17 protein-coding genes and 1 tRNA gene are annotated in these 21,089 nt (G+C 61.7%); 6 read left to right on the top strand and 12 right to left on the bottom strand.

The window, feature by feature from the left end:
* Nucleotides 1-184 precede the first annotated feature (184 nt).
* From ACF8EA_RS01840 to ACF8EA_RS01850, 3 genes are read left to right on the top strand one after another with little or no spacing between them, the layout of a single operon-like run.
* Nucleotides 185-1,225, top strand: coding sequence for a hypothetical protein (locus ACF8EA_RS01840; protein WP_392521020.1), 1,041 nt, complete (start codon nucleotides 185-187; stop codon nucleotides 1,223-1,225).
* A 17-nt stretch (nucleotides 1,226-1,242) separates the two neighbouring features.
* Complete coding sequence (locus tag ACF8EA_RS01845; protein WP_021783912.1) at nucleotides 1,243-2,034, top strand: TSUP family transporter; 792 nt, start codon at nucleotides 1,243-1,245, stop codon at nucleotides 2,032-2,034.
* Between the two features lie 8 nt (nucleotides 2,035-2,042).
* Entirely contained in the window at nucleotides 2,043-2,888 is an 846-nt protein-coding gene (locus ACF8EA_RS01850; protein ID WP_135192536.1) for an alpha/beta hydrolase, read from the top strand.
* Nucleotides 2,889-2,899: 11 nt separating this feature from the next.
* Here the strand turns inward: ACF8EA_RS01850 and ACF8EA_RS01855 are convergent, their stop codons facing one another.
* Complete coding sequence (locus ACF8EA_RS01855; RefSeq protein WP_021783910.1) at nucleotides 2,900-3,709, bottom strand: helix-turn-helix transcriptional regulator; 810 nt, start codon at nucleotides 3,707-3,709, stop codon at nucleotides 2,900-2,902.
* Between the two features lie 178 nt (nucleotides 3,710-3,887).
* On the opposite strand from ACF8EA_RS01855, the gene ACF8EA_RS01860 reads away from it, so the two are divergent.
* Nucleotides 3,888-5,330 carry a sodium:alanine symporter family protein gene (locus ACF8EA_RS01860; RefSeq protein WP_021783909.1) on the top strand — a complete coding sequence of 481 codons (1,443 nt, stop codon included), beginning with the start codon at nucleotides 3,888-3,890 and terminating at the stop codon, nucleotides 5,328-5,330.
* A gap of 63 nt (nucleotides 5,331-5,393) precedes the next feature.
* Entirely contained in the window at nucleotides 5,394-6,392 is a 999-nt protein-coding gene (locus ACF8EA_RS01865; RefSeq protein ID WP_392521021.1) for an asparaginase, read from the top strand.
* Nucleotides 6,393-6,475: 83 nt separating this feature from the next.
* Here ACF8EA_RS01865 and ACF8EA_RS01870 read toward each other — a convergent pair.
* From ACF8EA_RS01870 to ACF8EA_RS01910, 9 genes are all read right to left on the bottom strand, one after another.
* Nucleotides 6,476-6,571: transfer RNA gene (locus ACF8EA_RS01870), tRNA-Sec, on the bottom strand.
* 6 nt (nucleotides 6,572-6,577) lie between these two features.
* Nucleotides 6,578-8,500, bottom strand: a complete 1,923-nt coding sequence (gene selB, locus ACF8EA_RS01875; RefSeq protein ID WP_021783907.1) for a selenocysteine-specific translation elongation factor — start codon at nucleotides 8,498-8,500, stop codon at nucleotides 6,578-6,580.
* A complete protein-coding gene (gene selA, locus ACF8EA_RS01880) occupies nucleotides 8,497-9,924 on the bottom strand; it encodes an L-seryl-tRNA(Sec) selenium transferase (RefSeq protein ID WP_392504462.1) in 1,428 nt (475 codons plus the stop codon). The genes selB and selA overlap by 4 nt, the downstream gene beginning before the upstream one ends.
* A 138-nt stretch (nucleotides 9,925-10,062) precedes the next feature.
* On the bottom strand, nucleotides 10,063-10,989 hold the full coding sequence (gene fdhE, locus ACF8EA_RS01885; RefSeq protein ID WP_392521022.1) for a formate dehydrogenase accessory protein FdhE: 927 nt from the start codon (nucleotides 10,987-10,989) through the stop codon (nucleotides 10,063-10,065).
* Between the two features lie 4 nt (nucleotides 10,990-10,993).
* Entirely contained in the window at nucleotides 10,994-11,650 is a 657-nt protein-coding gene (locus ACF8EA_RS01890) for a formate dehydrogenase subunit gamma (protein WP_021783904.1), read from the bottom strand.
* Nucleotides 11,647-12,597 (bottom strand): formate dehydrogenase subunit beta, encoded by a 951-nt coding sequence (fdxH, locus tag ACF8EA_RS01895; protein WP_021783903.1) that lies wholly within the window; start codon nucleotides 12,595-12,597, stop codon nucleotides 11,647-11,649. The genes ACF8EA_RS01890 and fdxH overlap by 4 nt, the downstream gene beginning before the upstream one ends.
* On the bottom strand, nucleotides 12,597-15,665 hold the full coding sequence (gene fdnG, locus ACF8EA_RS01900) for a formate dehydrogenase-N subunit alpha (protein WP_392521023.1): 3,069 nt from the start codon (nucleotides 15,663-15,665) through the stop codon (nucleotides 12,597-12,599). The genes fdxH and fdnG overlap by 1 nt, the downstream gene beginning before the upstream one ends.
* A 147-nt stretch (nucleotides 15,666-15,812) precedes the next feature.
* Nucleotides 15,813-16,574: an SDR family NAD(P)-dependent oxidoreductase gene (locus ACF8EA_RS01905; RefSeq protein WP_021783900.1), complete on the bottom strand. Its 762-nt coding sequence runs from the start codon at nucleotides 16,572-16,574 to the stop codon at nucleotides 15,813-15,815.
* 21 nt (nucleotides 16,575-16,595) lie between these two features.
* Nucleotides 16,596-17,381 carry a TSUP family transporter gene (locus ACF8EA_RS01910; protein WP_103443400.1) on the bottom strand — a complete coding sequence of 262 codons (786 nt, stop codon included), beginning with the start codon at nucleotides 17,379-17,381 and terminating at the stop codon, nucleotides 16,596-16,598.
* A 200-nt stretch (nucleotides 17,382-17,581) separates the two neighbouring features.
* On the opposite strand from ACF8EA_RS01910, the gene ACF8EA_RS01915 reads away from it, so the two are divergent.
* Nucleotides 17,582-18,964, top strand: a complete 1,383-nt coding sequence (locus tag ACF8EA_RS01915) for a PLP-dependent aminotransferase family protein (protein WP_392521024.1) — start codon at nucleotides 17,582-17,584, stop codon at nucleotides 18,962-18,964.
* 90 nt (nucleotides 18,965-19,054) lie between these two features.
* Here the strand turns inward: ACF8EA_RS01915 and ACF8EA_RS01920 are convergent, their stop codons facing one another.
* Together ACF8EA_RS01920 and ACF8EA_RS01925 are read right to left on the bottom strand one after the other, a co-directional pair.
* Complete coding sequence (locus ACF8EA_RS01920; protein ID WP_021783897.1) at nucleotides 19,055-19,597, bottom strand: single-stranded DNA-binding protein; 543 nt, start codon at nucleotides 19,595-19,597, stop codon at nucleotides 19,055-19,057.
* A gap of 9 nt (nucleotides 19,598-19,606) precedes the next feature.
* Nucleotides 19,607-21,001, bottom strand: coding sequence for an MFS transporter (locus ACF8EA_RS01925; protein ID WP_021783896.1), 1,395 nt, complete (start codon nucleotides 20,999-21,001; stop codon nucleotides 19,607-19,609).
* Nucleotides 21,002-21,089 lie beyond the last annotated feature (88 nt).

A 21,089-nucleotide genomic window follows, 5' to 3' on the forward strand; every position in this document is an offset into this window, starting at 1 on the left:
CCCCGTTGGATGCCGCAGGCGGGAGCGATTCCACAGTTTCACCGCTCAATACCGCCACAGACAGAAATCTCCTACGACATACGAGGAATGGGCTGACTTCCACGTATCGGCATAACTGCATTGAATAGTCGACTCCCCACTTGCCGGCCAGGGAGTTTCACATAAAAACGACAAGGAACGTTCAATGCCTCATTCGGAAGCTGCCTACCTGGATTTCTACCCAGAGCAAAGCCAGGCCATAGCCTTTGCAAGCCAAACCCTTGCTGATTTGGGTGGACCGGAGGCTAAAGGAGTAGCACTTCAGGCTCGTATATTCGCCGATCAACTCGAAAAAGCCTTGAGTGAAGAACAGCGTGCGCTCCTCCGGCGCTTCAGTGAAGGCCATCTATCTGCCTTGATGTACAGGCAGATGCACTGTGCCAACGAGCCAATACCAGAATACCTACCCGACATTACCGCCCTGGCGCAAAGCCCTCGCTGCCAATACCTTGCCTCGCGCAATCAACTGCTGCTGGAACTCGTACGCCACCGCAGTTTCGCCTTCGATATCGACAACGATGGCAAACAGGTCCGCCTGGTCGGCAACTTCAAGGGCGGTGGCCGCGTCCCGCGACCCGACGAAGATCCCTGCATGGAGGTTGAAACCAGCTCGCATGCGGGCTTGCGCTTGGGGCCACACACTGAAGCACCTTACAACTGCTCAACAAACGCCAGCAACGCTCACTCCCCTGCTCCCTCAGCACTGATTCTCACTGCGCGCTGGAACCCCGCCAATGAACCTACGAATGTCTTCCCACTCCGGGAAATCATCGAACGCTTGAGTAACCTGGACACACTTGCGCTGACTTCAAAGTCTTTCGACTTCACACGCAGTGACTGCTTCGCTCAGGGACAGGGCAATGCTGGCAAAGCAGTTTCAATGCTGCAGTTCGAGCCCAATGGTGGTTTCTCTGTTCGATACAACAGCTATCGCTTCAGTCTGAATGAACGTGCCTGCAACGCTGCGGCGCGCGCGTTCAACGCCTTTCAAAAAGCACTGAGCACTGCACAACCACTGACGTTTGCCCTGCAACCTGACAGCGCATTGTTGATCAACAACAGCCGAGCCTTGCACGGCCGCGACAAGGTCCAGGACAACCGGCGCCTGCTTATCCGTCAATTCGGATACTCCCCCTTCGCCGTACCGTTGGTGCTCGCTGAAGACCCGCTGCTGGTCCGTGGTTGAGCACAGGAAAATACCCCATGATCGAAATCGACTTGACGTTTGTTCTGCTACTCGCACTGGTTGCACTGATGGCCGGCTTTTTTGATGCTATCGCCGGCGGCGGTGGCCTTATCACGCTCCCGGTGCTGTTTATTGCCGGCGTAGAACCCTTGGCAGCTATTGCCACTAACAAGTTCCAGGCAGCTTCGGCTACGGTTTCGGCTACGTGCGCCTTCGCCCGCAAAGGCATGATCGACTGGAGACGTGGCAGTCCCATGGCTGTCATGTCGTTCATCGGTGGGGCGTTGGGAGCCTTGTCGATAACTTACGTCCCCAAAAGCGTTTTGCAGGCGTGCGTCCCACCACTGCTGATCCTGATCGCCGCCTACTTTGCCTTCAGTCCAAAGCCGAATGAACAAGCGCGCAAGGCAAAGGTATCGACTAGCCTATTCTGCGTGACGGCTGCACCAATCATTGGCTTTTATGACGGCATCTTCGGCCCTGGAGTCGGCTCGTTCTTCATGCTGGCTTGCGTGGTCCTCTTGGGCCAGCACCTCATTCAAGCCGTATGCACCAGCAAGCTTTTGAACGCAGCCTGTAACCTGGGCGCATTGTCAGTTTTTTCTCTCAGCGGGGCGATCATCTGGCCGCTGGCGCTGGCAATGGCGCTCGCCGCCTTTCTGGGCGCGCAATTGGGGGCACGCTGCGCAGTACGCTTCGGCTCACGCCTCATAAAACCGCTGCTGGTCAGCGTCTGCTGCATCATGGCACTCAAACTGCTGCTCGATACGGGCAACCCGCTCGGCGAATGGCTCAACCAGTTCTTCTAGAGAGCACCATGCACATTCAAAAGGCTTCCCCGCAGCGCGTGAAGTGGCAGTTTGATGAGCCCGCCCCAGGCAAAGAGCTGTTCATCAATGAAGTCTTTGGAAACTACCAGCAACAGGCGCGATTGCTGGTACCTGATATCGAGCGCGCAGCTCCAGCATTCGTTTTGGGGGGCGCGCGTTCCGACTTTACCCGGCTCAACCCCCTGCTTTATCGCCTGCAAGCCGCAGGCATTGGTTCACTCACTGGCAATCTGTCAGGCCATAGCCTCGCCAGCGAGCCAGGCGCAATGTCGCCGTCACTGGCTACGAACCTTGATGAAGCACAGCGTTTCCACGCGCATATCGCGCCTCGATGCCGAACGCTCATAGGCCACAGCCTTGGCGCGGCAATTACGCTCAAGCTTGCAGCACAGTTGCCACAAGTGGACAACATCGTATTGATCTGCCCAGCAGTTTATCCAGACCATGCCTACCAGGCGCCGTTCGGCCCAGCATTCACTGCTGCCATCAACAAGCCTTTCGGTTTTCTGGAGAGCGATAGCTACACCTTCCTCAACCAGTTTCGTGGAAGAGTATTGATGGTGATCGGCGAGTATGACGGGCTCAACTCCCAGAGATTCGGCAAAGGCCCTGGCACCAGCGCTGGCAACCTGTGGATTGCCGGCACTGAACGCTATAGCCCGATTCCTGAAGAAGTTACCCTCGCCTTGATGCGAGCAGTTTCAGCGTCGCGCTTGCAATGCCTGTTTCTTACCGACTGCGACCATGGCATCGCGGCACATTTGCGCAGGGCTCCCGCGATAGCGGACCAGGTTGCGGACGCAGTAGCAGCGTTCATCCTCGACAGTGCTTAAGGCGTTAAGCATTACTCGATCTCGAACAGACCATCGCGCAACGGCGCCACACTCAACCGCTTACGCACATCGTCATCTATGCGCGGATCATCCGGCCGGTACAGTTTCACCTGCCGATACGCATTGATGCGATTGATCTCCTCGCCCAGGTATTCCCACACCACCCGGGTACAGGCCGGGTTGCGCCGGTCGCCGCTGGATACCCCGGCCTTCAGGCCATTCAACCGGGTGATGCGGCTTTTGAAGCTGGGGATGAGGATGGTCTGGCTCATCTCGTTGAACGTCAGCGACTCGTAGTCGATCAGGAACATCCGGTCCTGCAACTGGAACGCCGCCCCCAGGTAGCGACAGCGTACCTCGGCATGCTGATCGGTAGCACTGGAGCGTTCCTGCCGTTCCTGGCGCTCGAACAGAAAACGGCCACGCTCTTCCCACAGGTGCACCAGCGACACGAGGATCGTGCCCGGTACCGACATGCAGTTGGAATACTCGAAGTAGTAACCGCAATAGCGTGACAGATTGCCCGCATGTTCGTGTAACGGGCGGAACAACTCGCTGATCGGGTCACTGGGCTGCTCGGCCAGGGTCGATACCCGCGCACCGATCAGACGGGCGAACTGCTCGGCGGGCAGGTTCAGTTCGTAATCCTCGACACCGAAGAAGTCGCCAATGCGCTTCAGGTTGAAAGCCGTCGGACGGCTTTGCCCGCTCAGGTACTTGTTGAACTGCGCGCGGTTGATCGAGAGCTGGCGGCAAACTTCTGAAATAGAGCGGTAGTGGCTGCAGGCGAGTTTGAGGTTGGTAGCGAAGTGATCGCTCATATGCGGAATCCAGGTGACGCGAATGACGCCATTGTAGCATCAAGTCGCATCAAGTCAGAGCAATCCGCGAAATTGTAACCAGTCTTGTCATAGCCAACCATGCGCCCCAACGAATAGCGGTGCGCCTGCCGTCCGCTGGTCTTTCCACACGAAGAATAAGAATCGAGGTCATTTTCCAATGCTCGAAGTAATCAACGATTTCCTTTCGGGGAAACTCCTCATCGTGCTGATCGTAGGGCTGGGTAGCTACTTCACCATCCGCTCCCGGTTCGTCCAGTTCCGCCACTTCACCCATATGTTCAGCGTGTTCAAGGAATCGCTGCGTGGCCAGGCAGGCCAGCTGAGTTCCTTCCAGGCCCTGATGCTGAGCCTGGCCGGCCGCGTGGGTGCCGGCAACATCGCCGGTGTCGGTATCGCAGTGACCCTGGGCGGCCCAGGCGCCGTGTTCTGGATGTGGGTCACCGCACTGGTGGGCATGTCCAGCAGCTTCTTCGAATGCACCCTGGCCCAGGTTTACAAGCGCGCTGATGGCGACGGCCTGTACCGTGGCGGCCCGGCCTACTACATCCAGCACGGGCTGAAGCGCAAGAGCATGGCCATCGTGTTTTCGCTCTTGCTGCTGGTCACCTACGGCTTCGCCTTCATCGGTCTGCAGTCGTACACCATGACCCACTCGCTGCAGAACGCCTTTGCCTTCGACCCAAGCCACAGCGGTATTGTCCTGGCCGTGCTGCTGGCCATCACCTTCATCGGCGGTATCAAGCGCATCGCGGCGGTGTCGGACCTGCTGGTACCCGTCAAGACCCTGGCCTACATCGGCGTAACCTTGTACGTGATCGGCACCCAGATCGAACACGTGCCAGCCATGCTGGAAACCATCTTCAAGAGCGCCTTCGGCCTCGACCCTGCTTTCGGCGGCCTGCTCGGCAGCGCCATCGTCATGGGTGTGAAGCGTGGCGTGTTCGCCAACGAAGCAGGCCTGGGCAGTGCGCCGAACGTCGCTGCCGTGGCTGCCGTGAAACACCCGGGCGCGCAGGGCGTGGTCCAGGCCTTCAGCGTGTTCCTCGACACCTTCCTGATCTGCACCTGCACCGCACTGCTGATCCTGCTTTCAGGCTTCTACACCCCGGGCTTCGAGGGCGACGGCATTGTCCTGACCCAGAACTCGCTGGCCGCCGTAGTCGGTGACTGGGGTCGCGTGTTCGTCAGCGTGGCGCTGTCGCTGTTCGTCTTCACCTGCATCCTCTACAACTACTACCTCGGCGAGAACAGCCTGCAGTTCCTCAGCCGTAACCGCGTAGTGTTGATGGTGTTCCGTGGCCTGGTGCTGGCACTGGTCGTGTGGGGTTCGATGCAAGACCTGTCGACCGTGTTCGCCTTCGCCGACATCACCATGACCTGCCTGGCCTTCGTCAACCTGGTGGCCCTGGCCCTGCTGTTCAAGGTCGGCCTGCGAGTCATGCGCGACTACGACGACCAGCGCAAGGCCGGTGTAAAGCAGCCTGTGTTCGACTCGTCCAAGTTTGCCGACCTGGATCTGGACCGCAATGCCTGGCCTGCCAATCCTCAGGTGGAAACAGCCACTGACAAAGCAGTCGGCCAAGTTCAGCCGCAGCGCTGATATCCTCCCCTGCCCAGCCGCCCCTTCCGCGGGCGGCTTTTCTTTCTCCGCTCACCGCTACGGATGCTTTCCATGCGCGCAGTAAAGAATCTTCTCGTTCTCTATACCGGTGGCACCATCGGCATGCTCGAAACCCCCGAAGGCCTGGCACCGGGCGGTGGTTTTGAAGCGCGGATGCGTGAACACTTTGCCCAGATGGCCAATGCACCGCGGGTGCAATGGACGCTGCAAGAGCTGGACCCGTTGCTCGACAGCGCCAACATGCAACAGCACAACTGGCTGGCGATGCGCGATGCCATCGTCGAGGCGGTGGATGTAGCGGGCCACGATGGCGTGCTGGTGCTGCACGGTACCGACAGCATGGCCTACAGCGCTGCAGCGTTGTCGTTCCTGTTGCTTGGCTTGCCCGTACCGGTGTTGCTGACCGGCTCGATGCTGCCGGCAGGTACCCCGGACAGCGATGCCTGGGACAACCTGTGCGGCGCATTGCGCCAGTTCGAACAAGGCCTGGAAGAGGGCGTGCAGCTGTACTTCCACGGTCAACTGCTGCATGGCTGTCGGGCGTCGAAGCTGCGCAGCGAAGCGTTCGATGCCTTTGCTGCGCTGCCGCGCCATCGTGACGCTGAGCGGGCCGATACGATCCCTGCCGAGCTGGGCTACAAGCAGCCGCGCAAACCGGTCAACCTGGCGGTCGTGCCGGTTTTCCCGGGGCTGCAGGCCGGGCATTTGCAGGCCTTGATCGACAGTGGTGTGCAGGGTTTGTTGCTGGAGTGCTACGGCAGCGGTACCGGGCCGTCGGATGACCAGGCGCTGCTGAATGTGCTGAGCGCAGCGCGCCAGCGCGGCGTGATGCTGGCGGCTATCAGCCAGTGCCCGGAAGGCTCAGTGGTGTTCGACACCTATGCAGCGGGCAACCGCTTGCGCGGGGCCGGGCTGGTCAGTGGCGGTGGCATGACCCGTGAAGCGGCACTGGGCAAGATGGTGGCACTGCTGGGCGCTGGGTTGGATGCCGACGCAGCAGAGCACTGGTTTGCCCTGGATCTGTGTGGCGAGCGGGCTTGATCAGCGCCCTTGAGGGCCTACGACGATAGGGTTTCCTGTGTAGGAGCGGGTTCGCCCGCGAAGAGGCCCTAAAGCGTGAAAAATGGCGGAAGGCAGCGGGAGTCGAACCTGCCCGGGAACGGCTGCCGTCCCCAACCGGGTTTGAAGCCCGGCCGCGCCACCGGGCGCGATTGCCTTCCTTGAACTCAGTGCCTGACCTGCTGTTGGGCCAGGGCGCTGTCGGCGCGGATGTGACGCTGGTCGGCCACCCTCCGGGTCAGGCCGATGCGGTCGAAGTATTCCAGAATCTGCACACTGCGCTTGCGACCGATGCCCAACATATCGCGAAACGCGGAAACCTGCACTATCGTCGTTTCGCTGGCCTGCTCCAACATCAACGCTGCCATGCGCTGTAGCGTCGCCTCAGGGTAGAACAGGTCGCGCACTACCTGATGCACCAGGCCCAGCCGCGCCAACTTGCGCAGTAACAGGCGCACATCGGCTTCGGCACGGTTCTCCTCACTCGCCAGTGTCCTGACCCAGGGTGGGTCATATTGCCCTGCGATCAACTTCGGCTGCAGACGCGCCCACAATGCACTATCGGCTTCGCTCAACTGCACCTTGTGATCGGGCAGATGCAGCCATGGCCCGCTGCTGGCGATGGCGCTGTCGTCGAGCAGCTCATCCAGCAGACTGACGAATGCCGGCCGCTCCAGGGGCAAGGCTACAAAGCGCCGCAAGCGATCCCGGTCAGGGCCGAGCTGGTCGGGCTCTTGCTCGTGAAAGCGCGCCAACTGTTCCAGAACCTGCTGCTTGAGCGCCAGCCATTGGGCATTGGCGAACAACAGTTGGCCCTGCCGGGTGGCCACCACCCGCACATCGTCCGGTAACTGCCAGGTTTCCCGCAGGCGGTTGAACTGCCGTTCGAGTCGCTGCGGACTAATACCGCCCGGTGCACTGGCGAGCAGTGCTGGCAGCGCCTGCTCCAGATCCGCTGCATCGCGCAGTACCTGCAACTGCTGCAGACGGGCATCGCTGCGGCGTTGGCGGCTTGGTGCGAACGGGTCGAGCACCTTGCCGCCGCCCAATGTGCGCTGAGCGCGCTGATCGCGCAGCACCAGGCGGTCGCCGTGCACAGCCTGCAACGGCGCGTTGAGCAGCAACTGGGCAAACATGCGTTGGCCGGCAGCCAGGCTTTCGCCTTCGAGCAAGGCGACCCGGGCCGTGACATCCTGGGTGCCGAGGTGCACATGCACGGCGCTGAAATGTTCGAAAGTACGCGTCTCGTCAGGTAACAGGTGCAGCTCGATATCTACCCGAACACTGGGCGCATGCAACCATTCGGGCACCAGCCAGTCGCCCCGGCGCACCTGCTCCACGGCCAGGCGTTCGGCAGCGATATTCAGCGCCACCCGTTGGCCTGCTTCTGCCACCAACGCGGCCTGGTTCTGCGCATGCAGGCCACGCACGCGCACCACCTTGCCGGCCTTGCCCAGCAGCAACGTATCACCTGCACTGACCCGCCCGGCCAGTGCCGTGCCGGTGACCACCACACCCGCGCCGGTAACCGCAAAGGCACGGTCGACGGCCAGGCGAAAACCACCGTGCACACTGCGTTGCCGCGTACCTGCTTCGGCCTCCAGCAGGGCCTGGCGCAACGCTTCCACGCCCTCCCCGCTGATGCTCGACAGCGGAAACTGCCGCGCACCGGCATACGCCCCAGGCGCCAGCAGTTCACTGACTTGCATCTGCACCTCGGCCAGGCGCGACGGCTCGACCCGGTCGCATTTGCTGATCGCCACCAAGGCCTGGGGAATGCCCAGCAGCTCGATGATCGCCAGGTGCTCACGGGTCTGCGGCATGACCCCGTCGTCGGCAGCCACTACCAACAGCACCAGGTCGATACCATGGGCGCCGGCCAGCATGTTGTGGATAAAACGCTCGTGGCCCGGCACATCGATGAAGCCGGTCAGCGGCGCGCCTTCGCTCAGCGCCGCATAGCGGTAACCAAGGTCGATGGTCATGCCACGGGAACGCTCCTCCTGCCGCTGGTCGCCGGCTTGGCCGGTTAGCGCCTGTAGCAGTGCGGTCTTGCCGTGGTCGATGTGGCCTGCGGTTCCAACGATCACTGCACTGGCCCCAGTTGCAGGGCTGGCAACTGGGCCAACCACTGGGCTTCGTCATCCAGTTGGCGCAGGTCCAGCCACAGAGCATCGTCGTCAATGCGGCCCAGCACCGGCACCGGCAGGTCGCGCAGGGCTCGTTCCAGTACATGCAGGCTGCGCCCGCGCAGCTTCTTCGACACTTGCGGGCGCAGGCACAGCGCGGCACTGGGCAAGCGCGCAACCGGCTGGCTGCCACTGCCGATCATGCCTAACGCAGGCTCTACACTGATGGCCCATTGCTCACCCAGGCGTGCCTTGAGTTCAGGCGCCAGGCGCTCGGCCTGGGCCTGGATCTCGGCCTGGTTGCGAGTCAGCAGGCGCAGGCTGGGCAGGCGCTCGGCCAGGCGATCGGGGTTGCGGTACAGCGCCAGCACCGCTTCGAGTGCAGCAAGGGTGATCTTGTCGACGCGCAACGCACGCTTGAGCGGATTTTTCTTGATCCTGGTGATCAAGTCCTTGCGGCCGACGATGATCCCGGCTTGCGGACCACCCAGCAGTTTGTCGCCACTGAAGGTGACGATATCGGCACCATCGGCCAGGGCCTGGCGTACCGTGGGTTCGGCGGGCAGGCCCCAGCGGGTAAGGTCGAGCAGGCTGCCGCTGCCCAGGTCTTCAAGCAGCGGCAATTCATGTTGGTGGGCGATACGTGCCAGCTCGGCAGTAGACACCTGGGTGGTGAAGCCCTGGATGCTGTAGTTGCTGCAATGCACCCGCATCAGCAGGCCAGTGCGCGGGCCGATGGCGGCCTCGTAGTCGCGGGCGTGAGTACGGTTGGTGGTACCGACCTCGTGCAGCTTGACGCCGGCACGGGCCATGATGTCGGGAATCCGGAAGGCACCACCGATCTCGATCAGCTCGCCGCGAGAGATGATGCCTTCCTTGCGCGCGCCCAGGCTGTTGAGCGCTAGCAGCACGGCGGCGGCATTGTTGTTGACCACGGTGACGGCTTCGGCGCCGGTCAGCTCGCGGATCAAGCCCTCGATCAGGTCATCACGGTCGCCACGTTTGCCGGTGGCCAGGTCGAATTCCAGGTTCAGCGGATAACGAGCGGCGGTCTGCATGGCCTCGATGGCTTCTTCCGGTAGCAAGGCACGGCCCAGGTTGGTATGCAGCACGGTCCCGGTGAGATTGAACACGCGGCGGACCTGACTGCGTTGCTGGAGGGCGAGGCGCTCTGCGCTGCGGCCAAGGAGGATTTCCGGGGCCAGTTCGGCGCTGCCGAGTTCGCCATTACGGGCGGGCTGGCGCAGGTCGTCGAGCAACTGGCGCAGGGTATTCAGCACGGCGTCGCGGCCGTGCCGGTCAATCAGCGGGAGGCAAGCCGGGTGGCGCAGGAGGTTATCGATGGACGGCAGGCGTGGGGTGTCGCTGGCTAGGCTGTTGGACATGCGGTACTACCTTGGACTGATCCGTTGTCTGTGCTGGCCCATTCGCGGTGAACCCGCTCCTACAAGTACAGCGTCATCCTGAAGGTTGGCGCAATTACCTGTAGGTACGAAGGCAAGTCGGTGTTTCAGTGTAGACCCTCACCCGCTACCCGGGGCGAGCATCAGGTTGGGCGCCAGGCGATGGAAACCCTCCCCGTCCAGGCGTATATCCAGGGCCAGGCTGGCCAGGTCGTCGGCCAGGGGCTCGGCCGCCGCATCGTTCTCCAGGTAGTTCTGCTTCAGGTAGCTGTCGCAACCAGGGCAGCACTCGGCGCGCAGCGGCGCTTTGCCTGGTGCATGGCGATCATCCTCAAGGCTGGTGTAACGCAAGTCCTTGCTCGACTCGCAGTACACGCACTTGACTCGCACAACATGCCACTCGCAGGCACACAACGAACAGGCCAGGTAACGCAAGCCGTTGTGCTTTCCACGGTTGCGCACCACCCCGGCCATCGCCGGCGAACCGCAAGCCGGGCATTGGGCCAGGCTGCCGGCTGGCTTGAGCTGGTGTGCGGGCAGCGCCAGCAACCAGCTGGACCAGGCTGCCTGCAACGCGGCCCCGAGGAACGGCACCAGTGCTGCGGGCACACCATCGTACTGGCCTGCCAGCAAAGCAATGCCCCAGCCCTTGCGCTGATGGTCATCACTGCCTCGCAGCAGCTGCAGCGCCTCACCCAGCGGGCCACTGCTTTCGCTGTTGAGGTGCTCAAGCAGTGCCTGCAACCAGACCAGCCACGGCCCTTCACGCACCAGGCTGTCAGCCGCCAGCGGCGGCAAACCATGATCCATGCACAGGCGCTGACGTTCCTCGGCCACCGGCATACCGCCGGGCGGGTTATCCACAAGCTGCTGCTGGATGCGGCATAACCGCGCGATCAGCGTCAGGTAGTCGCCAAGCGCGTTGCCTTGAGCCAGATGCTCCAGGCGCGCGGCGCGCAGTTCAAACAGGTTGGCGGCAGGCAGGTGCAGAAACGGTGGCGTGACCGCCGACGCTTCGATCTGCCCGGGTTCGAGTATGCTGCTCAAGCGCTCATCCTTCTTTTCGTCCGTGATCACCCGGCGTCTTGTCGCCGGTCACTTCGCGGTACCACAACTCATGATGCTTGCGTGCCCAGGCGCGGCTGACCCAGCCATGCAGCATGGCGCTGATCGAGCCCTTGATCCAGATGCCGGCGTAGATGTGCACGATGATGCTGAGAATCAGCACGAAGGCCGCCAGCGCATGCAACAGCGCAGACAAACGAATGGCATCGATGCCAAACCAATGGCTGAAGTATGCCCGCCAGATCACCACGCCACTGACCAGCAGCACCAGCATGCACACCAGCAGGGTCCAGAACAGCAGCTTCTGCCCGGCATTGTACTTGCCGACCGGCGGCACACCCTCCTCCTCGTTGCGCATTACCCGGTCCACTCGGCGCAGCCACAGGCGGTCGTTGGCGGTGATGAAGTTGGCCCGCCAGAAGCGCAATACCAGGCCGAGGAAGAACACGAACATCGCTACCCCGAGGAAGGGATGCAGAATGCGCGTCCACGGCCCGCCGCCGAACAGGTTGCTGAGCCAGAATAGCGCCGGATGGAACAGCGCAAGCCCCGACAGCCCAGCCAGGATGAACAGGATCGCCACCACCCAGTGGTTGCTACGCTCGTTGGCGTTGTAGCGCAGGATGGGTTTGTTGTCGTTCATGGCCGCTGCTCCCCTTGCCCACCGGGCTGCTTCGGATCATAGACATGGACCGACGGGTCCACTTGATGCACGCTTTCGTCCGGCGGTGTCGGGTGCTCATCCTCCTCGACACGCTGAGGGCCGATCCGCACATAGTGGAAGAACCCCGCCAGCACCGCCGCGCCCATGGCCAACAGCGCCAGCGGCTTGGTGAAGCCCTTCCACAACCCCACCAACGGGCTGATCACTGGCTGGTCCGGCAGGCCGGCATACAGCTTCGGCGTGTCGGCATGGTGCAGCACGTACATCACGTGGGTGCCACCGACGCCGTCCGGGTCGTACAACCCGGCGTTGTCGTAGCCCCGCGACTTCAGATCGACGATGCGCTCGGCCGCATGCACTTTCATCTCGTCCTTGCTGCCGAACACGATCGCACCGGTCGGGCAGGTTTTCACGCACGCCGGCTCCAGCCCCACGCTCACGCGATCGGAACACAGGGTGCACTTGTACGCCTTGTGGTCTTTCTGCGAGATGCGCGGGATGTTGAACGGGCAGCCGGTGATGCAGTAGCCGCAGCCGATGCAGTGGTCCTGGTTGAAGTCGACGATACCGTTGGCGTGTTTGATGATCGCACCCGGGCTTGGGCAGGCCTTCAGGCAACCTGGGTCGGCACAGTGCATGCAGCCATCCTTGCGGATCAGCCACTCCAGGTTGCCGTCATCGCGCTCGTGCTCGGTAAAGCGCATCAGTGTCCAGGTCTCGGCAGTGAGGTCCTGGGGGTTGTCGTAGGTGCCGTGGTTGTGGCCAACCTCGTCACGCAGTTCATTCCACTCCGAGCACGCCACCTGGCAGGCCTTGCAACCGATGCACTTGGTAGTGTCAATCAGCTTGGCGACTTCCTGCTGCTGACGCACCGAGGGCGGAACGGTAGTGGTGGCCGAGCGGGCGATGATGTCTTGGCTGGCCATCAGAGTTTCTCCACTTTGACGAGGAACGACTTGGACTCTGGCGTCTGCGTGTTGCCATCACCGAGGAACGGCACCAAGGTATTGGTCAGGTAGCCATGCCGGGTAACGCCGGTGAAGCCCCAGTGCAGCGGGATGCCGATCTGGTGCACGGTCTGATTGTTGACCTGCAGCGGGCGAATCCGCTTGGTCACCACCGCCACCGCATCGATATGCCCACGCTTGCTCGATACCCGTACCCGGTCGCCGGCCTTGATGCCTTTCTCGTTGGCCAGCACCTCGCCGATCTCGACGAACTGCTCGGGCTGGGCAATGGCGTTGAGCCGGCAATGCTTGCTCCAGAAGTGGAAGTGCTCGGTCAGCCGGTAGGTGGTCGCCGCATAGGGGAACTCGTCGTGCGTGCCGAGGGTGTCCCACACGGAATCGAAGATGCGCCCGGCCGGGTTGCTGGTGGCCTTCTTGTTCTGCGGGTGCAGCGGGTTGATGCCGATCGGTGTTTCGAATGGCTCATAGTGCTCGGGGAACGGCCCTTCGGCCATTTTGTCGATGGCAAAGAAACGCGCCACGCCTTCGGGGTTCATGATGAAAGGGTTCATACCCGCCTCGGGCGGCGAGTCGACCTTGAAATCCGGTACGTCGGTGCCGGTCCAGGCCTTGCCGCTCCACCACACCAGGCGCTTTTTCTCCGGGTCCCAAGGCTTGCCTTGCGGGTCGCTGGAGGCACGGTTGTAGAGGATGCGGCGGTTGGCCGGCCAGGCCCAGGCCCAGTTCTGTACCTGGTGCATGCCATACGGGTCGCTGTTGTCGCGGCGAGCCATCTGGTTGCCCTGTTCGGTCCAGCAGCCGGCGAAGATCCAGCAGCCAGACGCGGTGCTGCCATCGTCCTTGAGCTGGCCGAAGCCCGCCAGTTGCTGGCCCGCCTTGATCACCGCGCCAGTCGGGTCGGTGACATCGGCCACCGCCCAGCCGTTCATCTCCTTGGCCAACTCCTCCGGGGATGGCTCCTCAGGTACCTTGTACGGCCAGCTGATGTTCATTATCGGGTCGGGGTAGGTGCCGCCCTCGGCCTGGTAGCGTTGGCGCAGGCGCAGGAACAACTCGCTCATGATGTGCACGTCGGTACGGGTCTCGCCCGGGCCGTCTGCGCCCTTCCAGTGCCATTGCAGCCAACGGCTGCTGTTGACCAGCGACCCGTCTTCCTCGGCGAAGCAGGTAGTGGGCAAGCGGATCACTTCGGTCTGGATATTGGCCGTGTCGACGTCGTTGAACGGCCCGGCATTGCGCCAGAACTCCGATGTCTCGGTAGCTAGCGGGTCCATGACCACCAGCCACTTGAGCTTACTCAGCGCCGCAGTGACACGGTTCTTGTCCGGCAGCGCTGCAATCGGATTGAAACCTTGGCACATATAGCCGTTGACCTTGCCCTGGTCCATCATCTCGAACATGCGCAGCACGTCGTAGCCCGGCACGTCGAGCTTGGGTAGCCACTCGTAGCCCCAGTTGTTTTCTACCGTGGCGTTGGCCCCGTACCAGGCTTTCATCAGGCTGACGTGGAACTTGCCGTAGTTCTGCCAGTACGACAGCTGGCCCGGGCGCAGTGGCTTGGAGGCGCGCTTGTCGATGTAGGCGGCGTAATCCTGCTCGGCATCGCCGGGCAAGGTCAGGTAACCCGGCAGCAAGTTGGACAACAGGCCGAGGTCGGTCAGGCCCTGGATGTTGGAGTGTCCACGCAACGCGTTGACCCCGCCACCCGGCATGCCGACGTTGCCCAGCAGCAACTGAACCATGGCCGCGCTACGAATGATCTGCGCGCCGATCGAATGCTGCGTCCAGCCAAGCGCATAGAGGATCGTCATGGTCTTGCCCGGTACCGAGCAGGAGGCGATCTCTTCCCAGACCTTCATCATGGCGTCCTGTGGCATGCCACAGGTCATGCTCGCCAGTTCCGGGGTATAGCGGCTGTAATGCTGCTTCATCAGCTGGAACACGCAGCGAGGGTGCTGCAGTGTCGGGTCGACCTTGGCATAGCCGTCCTCGCCCAGCTCGTAACCCCAGCCGGACTTGTCGGCGTACACACGCTTGGCCTCGTCGTAGCCGCTGAACAACCCGTCCTCGAAGCCGTAGTTCTCTTTGACGATGAACGACACGTCAGTGTAGTTGCGCACGTACTCGTGCTGGATCTTGTCTGTGCTAAGCAGATAGTTGATCAGCCCGCCCATGAAGGCGATGTCGGTACCGGTACGGATCGGTGCATAGTAATCCGCCACCGAAGCGGTACGGGTAAACCGCGGGTCGACCACAATCAGCCGCGCCTTGTTGTGCGCCTTGGCCTCGGTCACCCACTTGAAGCCGCACGGGTGCGCTTCTGCTGCGTTGCCACCCATCACCAGGACCAGATTCGCGTTGGCGATATCGGACCAGTGGTTGGTCATGGCGCCACGGCCGTACGTCGGGGCAAGACTTGCCACCGTCGGGCCATGTCAGACACGTGCCTGGTTATCGAACCCCAGCATGCCTGTTGCGCGGATGACCTTGTGGGTCAGGTAGCCTGCCTCGCTGGAAGCGGCGGAAGCGGCAAGAAAACCGGTGGAGAGCCAGCGGTTGACTGTTTGTCCCTGGGCGTTCTTTTCGATGAAGTTGGCATCGCGGTCCTGCTTCATCAGGTCGGCGACGCGGTCGAGCGCCTCGTCCCAGCTGACCCGCACCCATTCTTTGCTGCCCGGCTTGCGAACCTCGGGGTACTGCAGGCGGCTCGAGCTGTGGATAAAGTCCAGCAGGCCGGCGCCTTTCGGGCAGAGGGTGCCCCGGTTGACCGGGTGGTCGGCGTCCCCTTCGATATGAATGATGTTCTGTTTGACGTTTTTTCCCGCATCACCCTGGCTGTACATGATCAGGCCGCAGCCGACCGAACAGTAGGGGCAGGTGTTACGGGTTTCTTTGGTATGCGCCAGCTTGAAGTGACGCACCTGCTCGGCGAATGCTGGCGTCGGGGCCATGCCCAACGCTGCAAGGCTCGAGCCTCCAAGGCCGACGGCGGCGACCTTGAAGAACTGCCGACGGTTCAGGTCCATCGTGCACTCCTGATCAGGTGGTGGACGCACGGAACATTGCCGGCGCCTCTTGGTAGTCACGGTGGCGGCCAATTGATAGCCGCCAAAGGATAAGACTAGTCAAGAATCCAGAAGGTGCGATGACCTGAGTCAGCGGTACAGCACCGATCAGGTACGTGGCAGGTTGCGCACCACATTCAGCGCCGCACTGCTCTGCGCCACAGGCATGATCTCGATGGTGTTGATGTTTACATGCGCCGGCTGCTCGGCAACCCAGGCTACCGTTGCTGCAATGTCCTCCGGCAGGAGGGCCTCTACATCCCGATACAGGGCCTGCACGGCGTCCACGTCGCCATTCAGGCGCACCATCGAGAAGTCAGTGCCTGAGCACAGCCCCGGCTCGATGTTGCTTACCCGCACGCGGGTGCCAGCCAGGTCGGCACGCAGGTTGAGGCTGAACTGGCGGACGAACGCCTTGCTGGCGCCATACACGTTACCGCCGGGATAGGGGTAAGTGCCGGCGATCGAGCCGATGTTGATGATCATGCCGCTATCGGCTTCCACCATCTGCGGCAGAATCTTGTGGGTGACCATGGCCAGGCCGGTGATGTTGGTGTCGATCATCTGCTGCCAGTTTGCAGCACTGCTGGCTTGGGCACGGTCCACGCCCAGCGCCAGCCCCGCGTTGTTGACCAGCAGATCGATCTGCAGCGACGCCTCACGCATCTGCTCGACCGCCTTCTCGAGCGATACTGAATCAGTGACATCCAGCGCCAGCGGAATGAAATTGGCGCCCAGTTCAGCCTCCAGTGCTTTCAGTTTGTCCATGCGCCTGGCCCCACCGACCACGCGGTAGCCTTTGCCGATCAGGGTGCAGCAGATGGCGCGGCCAAAGCCTGAGGAAGCACCGGTTACAAATGCGGTTTTCATTCGTTATCTCCTATCAATGGGTCAAGTCAGGTACTTCACGCCCAGGCTGGTGAACAGGCAGAGCATCGAGAACACCAACACCTTGCGCACCACTTCGTTGCCTTTACGCAAGGCCAGGGAACTGCCCAGGTGGTTACCGAGGATGTTGCAGGCCACAAGTGGCAATGCCAGCAGGTAGACGACCTTGCCTGCGCTGACGAAGGCGACCAACGCACCGATGTTGGAAGCGAAGTTGAAGGTTTTGGAGTTGGCCGAACTGGAGACCAGGTCCATGCGCAACAGGTAATGGAAAGCGATGATGAACATGCTGCCGGTACCGGGGCCGAAGAAGCCGTCATAGAAGCCAATGGCCAGGCAGGTCAGCGGGACCACAGTGAACAGCATGCGCGATGACAGTTCGCGCTCCTCGACCGGGCGGTCCTTGGGGGTAAGGAAAATGAGAATACCGAGCGGGATCAGCGCCAGGATGATCTTGCCCACAGTTTCCTGCGAGATCGACACGATCAGGTGAGCCCCCAGGTAGGCGCCTAGCAGCGAAAACGGCACCCCGACCAACGCTACCTGCCAGACCATCTTGCTGTTGGCCAGGAAGTTTCGTATAGCCGCCAGTGTGCCGAGGGTACTGACCAGTTTTTCCTGGCCCAGTGCCACCTGCGGCGGCATGCCAACCAGCAGAAAGCCCGGTACCAGAAACAAGCCACCACCACCGGCAATGCTGTCGACGAAACCCGCAACGAAGGCGATCGCGCCAAGCATGAGGATGGCCAGCAACCAGTGCTCCGCCCAGTAAGAACCCAGAATTTCCATAGCAATGTCCATCCAGTGGAGCGTTTAAGCCAGGCACAGCGCGAGTGCGGCTGGCCTGATCGGGCGATGATTGTAATTTCAAAAATTGAATCGATTCAATCTAAAATAAAATCAACTCAATCAAACCAATTACCATCATTACCTGCATCCGAGCTTTCATGCTAGGCTTTCGCGCTCTTGCAGCGTCTGGTGCCATTTCCATGTGGGTCCCTCAATTCAGCCATCAAACACAGCCGGTTTACCTGATGATCGCTGATGCCCTTGAACAGGACATCGAAGGTGGTCGGCTTGCAGAAGGCGATCGCTTACCCACACTCAAGGACCTCGCCGAGGCGCTGAATGTAACCCCCGGCACTGTTGGCAGGGCCTACGACGAAGCAGCCAAGCGTGGTTTGGTGGCGGGCGAGGTAGGCCGAGGCACGTTTGTCAGGCAATTGCGACAGCCATTAACCGCCCCGTCGGTGCCCGCGCCCGTGGCCGGCGAAAGCAGCCAGATCGATCTCTCGATCATCAAGCCCAACGACGCTCACATGAGCGAATGGCTAGGCGCGGCTATCAGCGAAATGGCCGCCTCCTCGGACTTGGGGCAGGTACTCGACTATGTGACAGAGGGTGGCCACACGTCCCACAAACAAGCCGGTGCGACCTGGATACAGCGCTGGCTGCCTGATGCGCGTTGGCAGCAGGTAGTACTGACCGCTGGCGCCCAGCATGGGCTGCTGGTGACCATCAGCAGCCTGTCGAAGAGTGACGATGTGGTGCTGTGCGAGTCGCTTTGCTACCCCGGCATCATATCCCTGGCCCACAGCATGGGCCGGCGCCTGCGCGGCGTAGCCATGGACGAACACGGGATCATCCCGGAGGCATTGCGCGCGGCCTGCCTGGAACACCGCCCTTCCCTGCTGGTGTGCGTCACCACGCACCAGAACCCGACCAACTCGATCATGCCCCCTGCAAGGCGCCAGGCCATCGCCGAGATCGCCCGGGAGTTCGACCTGTACATCGTGGATGACGATATCTACGGTTTTCTTGAGCCCACCCCGGACTACAAGCCGCTTGCAGCGTATGCGCCTGAACGCTCGGTATACCTCACCAGCCTGTCCAAAAGTGTGCTGCCGGCGCTGCGCATCGGTTACCTGTACGCCCCGCCGCAAACCCTGTCACGGTTATCATCGATGGTACGCAGCAGCGTGTGGATGCCATCGCCACTGATGGCGCAACTGGCCAGCAACCTGATCAACAGCGGCAAGGCCGAACAGTTGGTGCGTATGCAACAGGATGAGGCGGCAGCACGCCAGCACCTGGCCCGGGAGATTCTTGGCCGATACAAGGTCCGCACTCAGCCTCACAGCTTCCATATCTGGCTGGAGCTGCCAGAACCGTGGACCAGCGACGAGTTTGCCAACCTTGCGCGTGACAATGGCGTAACGGTGGTCAGCGGCAGCCAGTTCCTGCCAGAACGCAGCCACGCCACCAGCGGTGTGCGCATCGCCCTGATGGCACCCAGCCGCCAGGAACTGGCCTTTGCCCTGACCAAGCTGGCAAGCCTGCTGGATTCGCCGGAGCCGCGATTGTTCTACTGACCGCGATGCCAGATATGCGGTGCTGCCCATAAAAAAACCCAGGGCAACTGCCCCGGGTTTCTGGTCCTGCTGAACGCCTTACCGCTCTGATCAGAACGGAATATCGTCATCGAAGCTGTCGAAATCAGCAGCCGGCTGCGGCGCAGGCTGTTGCGGCGCAGGGCGCTGGGGGGCCTGTTGCGGGCGCTGGGCCTGCTGGCGTGGCGGTGCCTGGTTGTATTGCTGCTGGCCACCACCGTAATTGCCGCCACCCTGGTTGTACGGGTCACCGCCCTGCTGCTGGCCCTGCGGACGACCGCCGAGCAGCTGCATGGTGCCGTTGATGTCGACGATGATCTCGGTGGTGTAGCGCTTGATGCCGTCTTTTTCCCACTCGCGGGTCTGCAGCTTGCCTTCGATGTAGCACTGCGAACCCTTGCGCAGGTATTCGCCAGCGATTTCGGCAACCTTGCCGAACAACGACACACGGTGCCACTCGGTACGCTCGACCTTCTGGCCCGACTGCTTGTCAGTCCACTGCTCGCTGGTGGCCAGGCTCAGGTTGGTCACGGCGTTACCGTTGGGCAGGTAGCGGACTTCGGGATCCTGGCCACAGGTACCGACCAGAATGACTTTGTTAACCCCACGGGCCATAACGTTCTCCTAGGCTTCGCACGCCGAAGAGGCTGGATTCACCAGTCGCTCGAGGGTCGCACGGTCCAAAATTTTCGTATCCAGTTTGATATAGATGGCGGCTTCTTCTGCAACCACCACAGCGTCGGTCACACCCGGCACGGCCATCAGGCGCTCGGTCAGGCCGGCTTCCCGGACCGCCTCAGGCGTCAGGGGCAAGCGCAGGCTGGTCACATATGGCGGCTCGTTCATGCGCAAGGCAACGATCAGCCAGATAGCACACAGCGCCGCACTACCGAGGAACACCGTGTCCAGCCCACCGTGCTGGAACAGCCAGCCACCAAGAATCCCGCCTAACGCTGCACCGAGGAACTGGCTGGTGGAATACACCCCCATTGCCGTCCCCTTGCCACCGGCAGGCGACACCTTGCTCACCAGAGAAGGCAGCGAAGCCTCCAGCAGGTTGAATGCGGTAAAGAATACCACGGTGCCAATCACCAGTCCGCGCAAACCGTCAGCCCACTCCCAGAAGTATATCTCTGTCAGCAGCAGGACACTGACCGCGCCGGCCAACACACGTTTCATCTTGCGCTTTTTTTCGCCGTAAATGATGAACGGGACCATTGCAAAAAATGAGATGAACAGCGCGGTCAGGTACACCCACCAGTGCTGCTCCTTGGGCAGGCCGCCACGCTCGACGAACGCCAGCGGCAGCGCAACGAAGCTGGCCATGAGGATGGCGTGCAGGATGAAAATGCTTACGTCCAGGCGCAGAAGGTCCGGATGGCGCAGGGTCGGGCCGATGGCCTGGCGCGCCACACCCGACTCGCGGTGCTGCAGGATGCTGTGGGTATTGGGCACGACAAAGGCGATCAACAGGATGCCTACCAGGGCAAGCCCAGCCGTGACCAGGAACAAACCTGACAAACCAAAGGCACTTGTCAGCAGTGGACCAACGACCATGGCGACAGCGAACGACAGGCCGATGCTCATGCCGATCATGGCCATGGCCTTGGTCCGGTGTTGTTCGCGGGTGAGGTCGGACAGCAGCGCCATGACCGCAGCAGAAATTGCCCCGGCGCCCTGCAGGATGCGCCCGGCAATCACGCCCCAGATAGAGTCGGCCTGGGCCGCCAACACGCTACCAAGGGCAAAGATCACCAACCCCAGATAAATCACCGGCCGGCGACCGATGCGGTCAGAAATCATCCCGAACGGGATCTGAAATACCGCCTGTGTAAGACCATAGGCACCAATGGCCAGGCCGATCAGCGCAGGCGTGGCGCCAGCCAGGTCCATGCCGTAGGTGGCCAGTACCGGCAAGACCATGAACATGCCCAGCATACGAAAGGCAAAGACCAGGGCAAGGCCGCCAGCGGCGCGGGTTTCGCCGCCACTCATGCGCTCGTTGTGGGTGTCGTGCATGGATTAACCTCGTGTGAACCGGCGGCGATTCTATCAGTCCGACAGCTTGACGGCATCTACGCGACGCTTTGCCGCGTACTGGCAGGGC

The organism is Pseudomonas sp. YQ_5 (genome assembly GCF_043103305.1).
Classification (GTDB): Bacteria; Pseudomonadota; Gammaproteobacteria; order Pseudomonadales; family Pseudomonadaceae; genus Aquipseudomonas; species Aquipseudomonas putida_Y.

Bases quoted from the DNA above. Each gene is read 5' to 3' on its own strand.
- ACF8EA_RS01840 (WP_392521020.1), top strand. From the start codon at position 185: ATGCCTCATTCGGAAGCTGCCTACCTGGATTTCTACCCAGAGCAAAGC.
- ACF8EA_RS01845 (WP_021783912.1), top strand. From the start codon at position 1,243: ATGATCGAAATCGACTTGACGTTTGTTCTGCTACTCGCACTGGTTGCA.
- ACF8EA_RS01850 (WP_135192536.1), top strand. From the start codon at position 2,043: ATGCACATTCAAAAGGCTTCCCCGCAGCGCGTGAAGTGGCAGTTTGAT.
- ACF8EA_RS01855 (WP_021783910.1), bottom strand. From the start codon at position 3,709: ATGAGCGATCACTTCGCTACCAACCTCAAACTCGCCTGCAGCCACTAC.
- ACF8EA_RS01860 (WP_021783909.1), top strand. From the start codon at position 3,888: ATGCTCGAAGTAATCAACGATTTCCTTTCGGGGAAACTCCTCATCGTG.
- ACF8EA_RS01865 (WP_392521021.1), top strand. From the start codon at position 5,394: ATGCTTTCCATGCGCGCAGTAAAGAATCTTCTCGTTCTCTATACCGGT.
- selA (WP_392504462.1), bottom strand. From the start codon at position 9,924: ATGTCCAACAGCCTAGCCAGCGACACCCCACGCCTGCCGTCCATCGAT.
- ACF8EA_RS01890 (WP_021783904.1), bottom strand. From the start codon at position 11,650: ATGAACGACAACAAACCCATCCTGCGCTACAACGCCAACGAGCGTAGC.
- fdxH (WP_021783903.1), bottom strand. From the start codon at position 12,597: ATGGCCAGCCAAGACATCATCGCCCGCTCGGCCACCACTACCGTTCCG.
- ACF8EA_RS01905 (WP_021783900.1), bottom strand. From the start codon at position 16,574: ATGAAAACCGCATTTGTAACCGGTGCTTCCTCAGGCTTTGGCCGCGCC.
- ACF8EA_RS01910 (WP_103443400.1), bottom strand. From the start codon at position 17,381: ATGGAAATTCTGGGTTCTTACTGGGCGGAGCACTGGTTGCTGGCCATC.
- ACF8EA_RS01915 (WP_392521024.1), top strand. From the start codon at position 17,582: ATGTGGGTCCCTCAATTCAGCCATCAAACACAGCCGGTTTACCTGATG.
- ACF8EA_RS01920 (WP_021783897.1), bottom strand. From the start codon at position 19,597: ATGGCCCGTGGGGTTAACAAAGTCATTCTGGTCGGTACCTGTGGCCAG.
- ACF8EA_RS01925 (WP_021783896.1), bottom strand. From the start codon at position 21,001: ATGCACGACACCCACAACGAGCGCATGAGTGGCGGCGAAACCCGCGCC.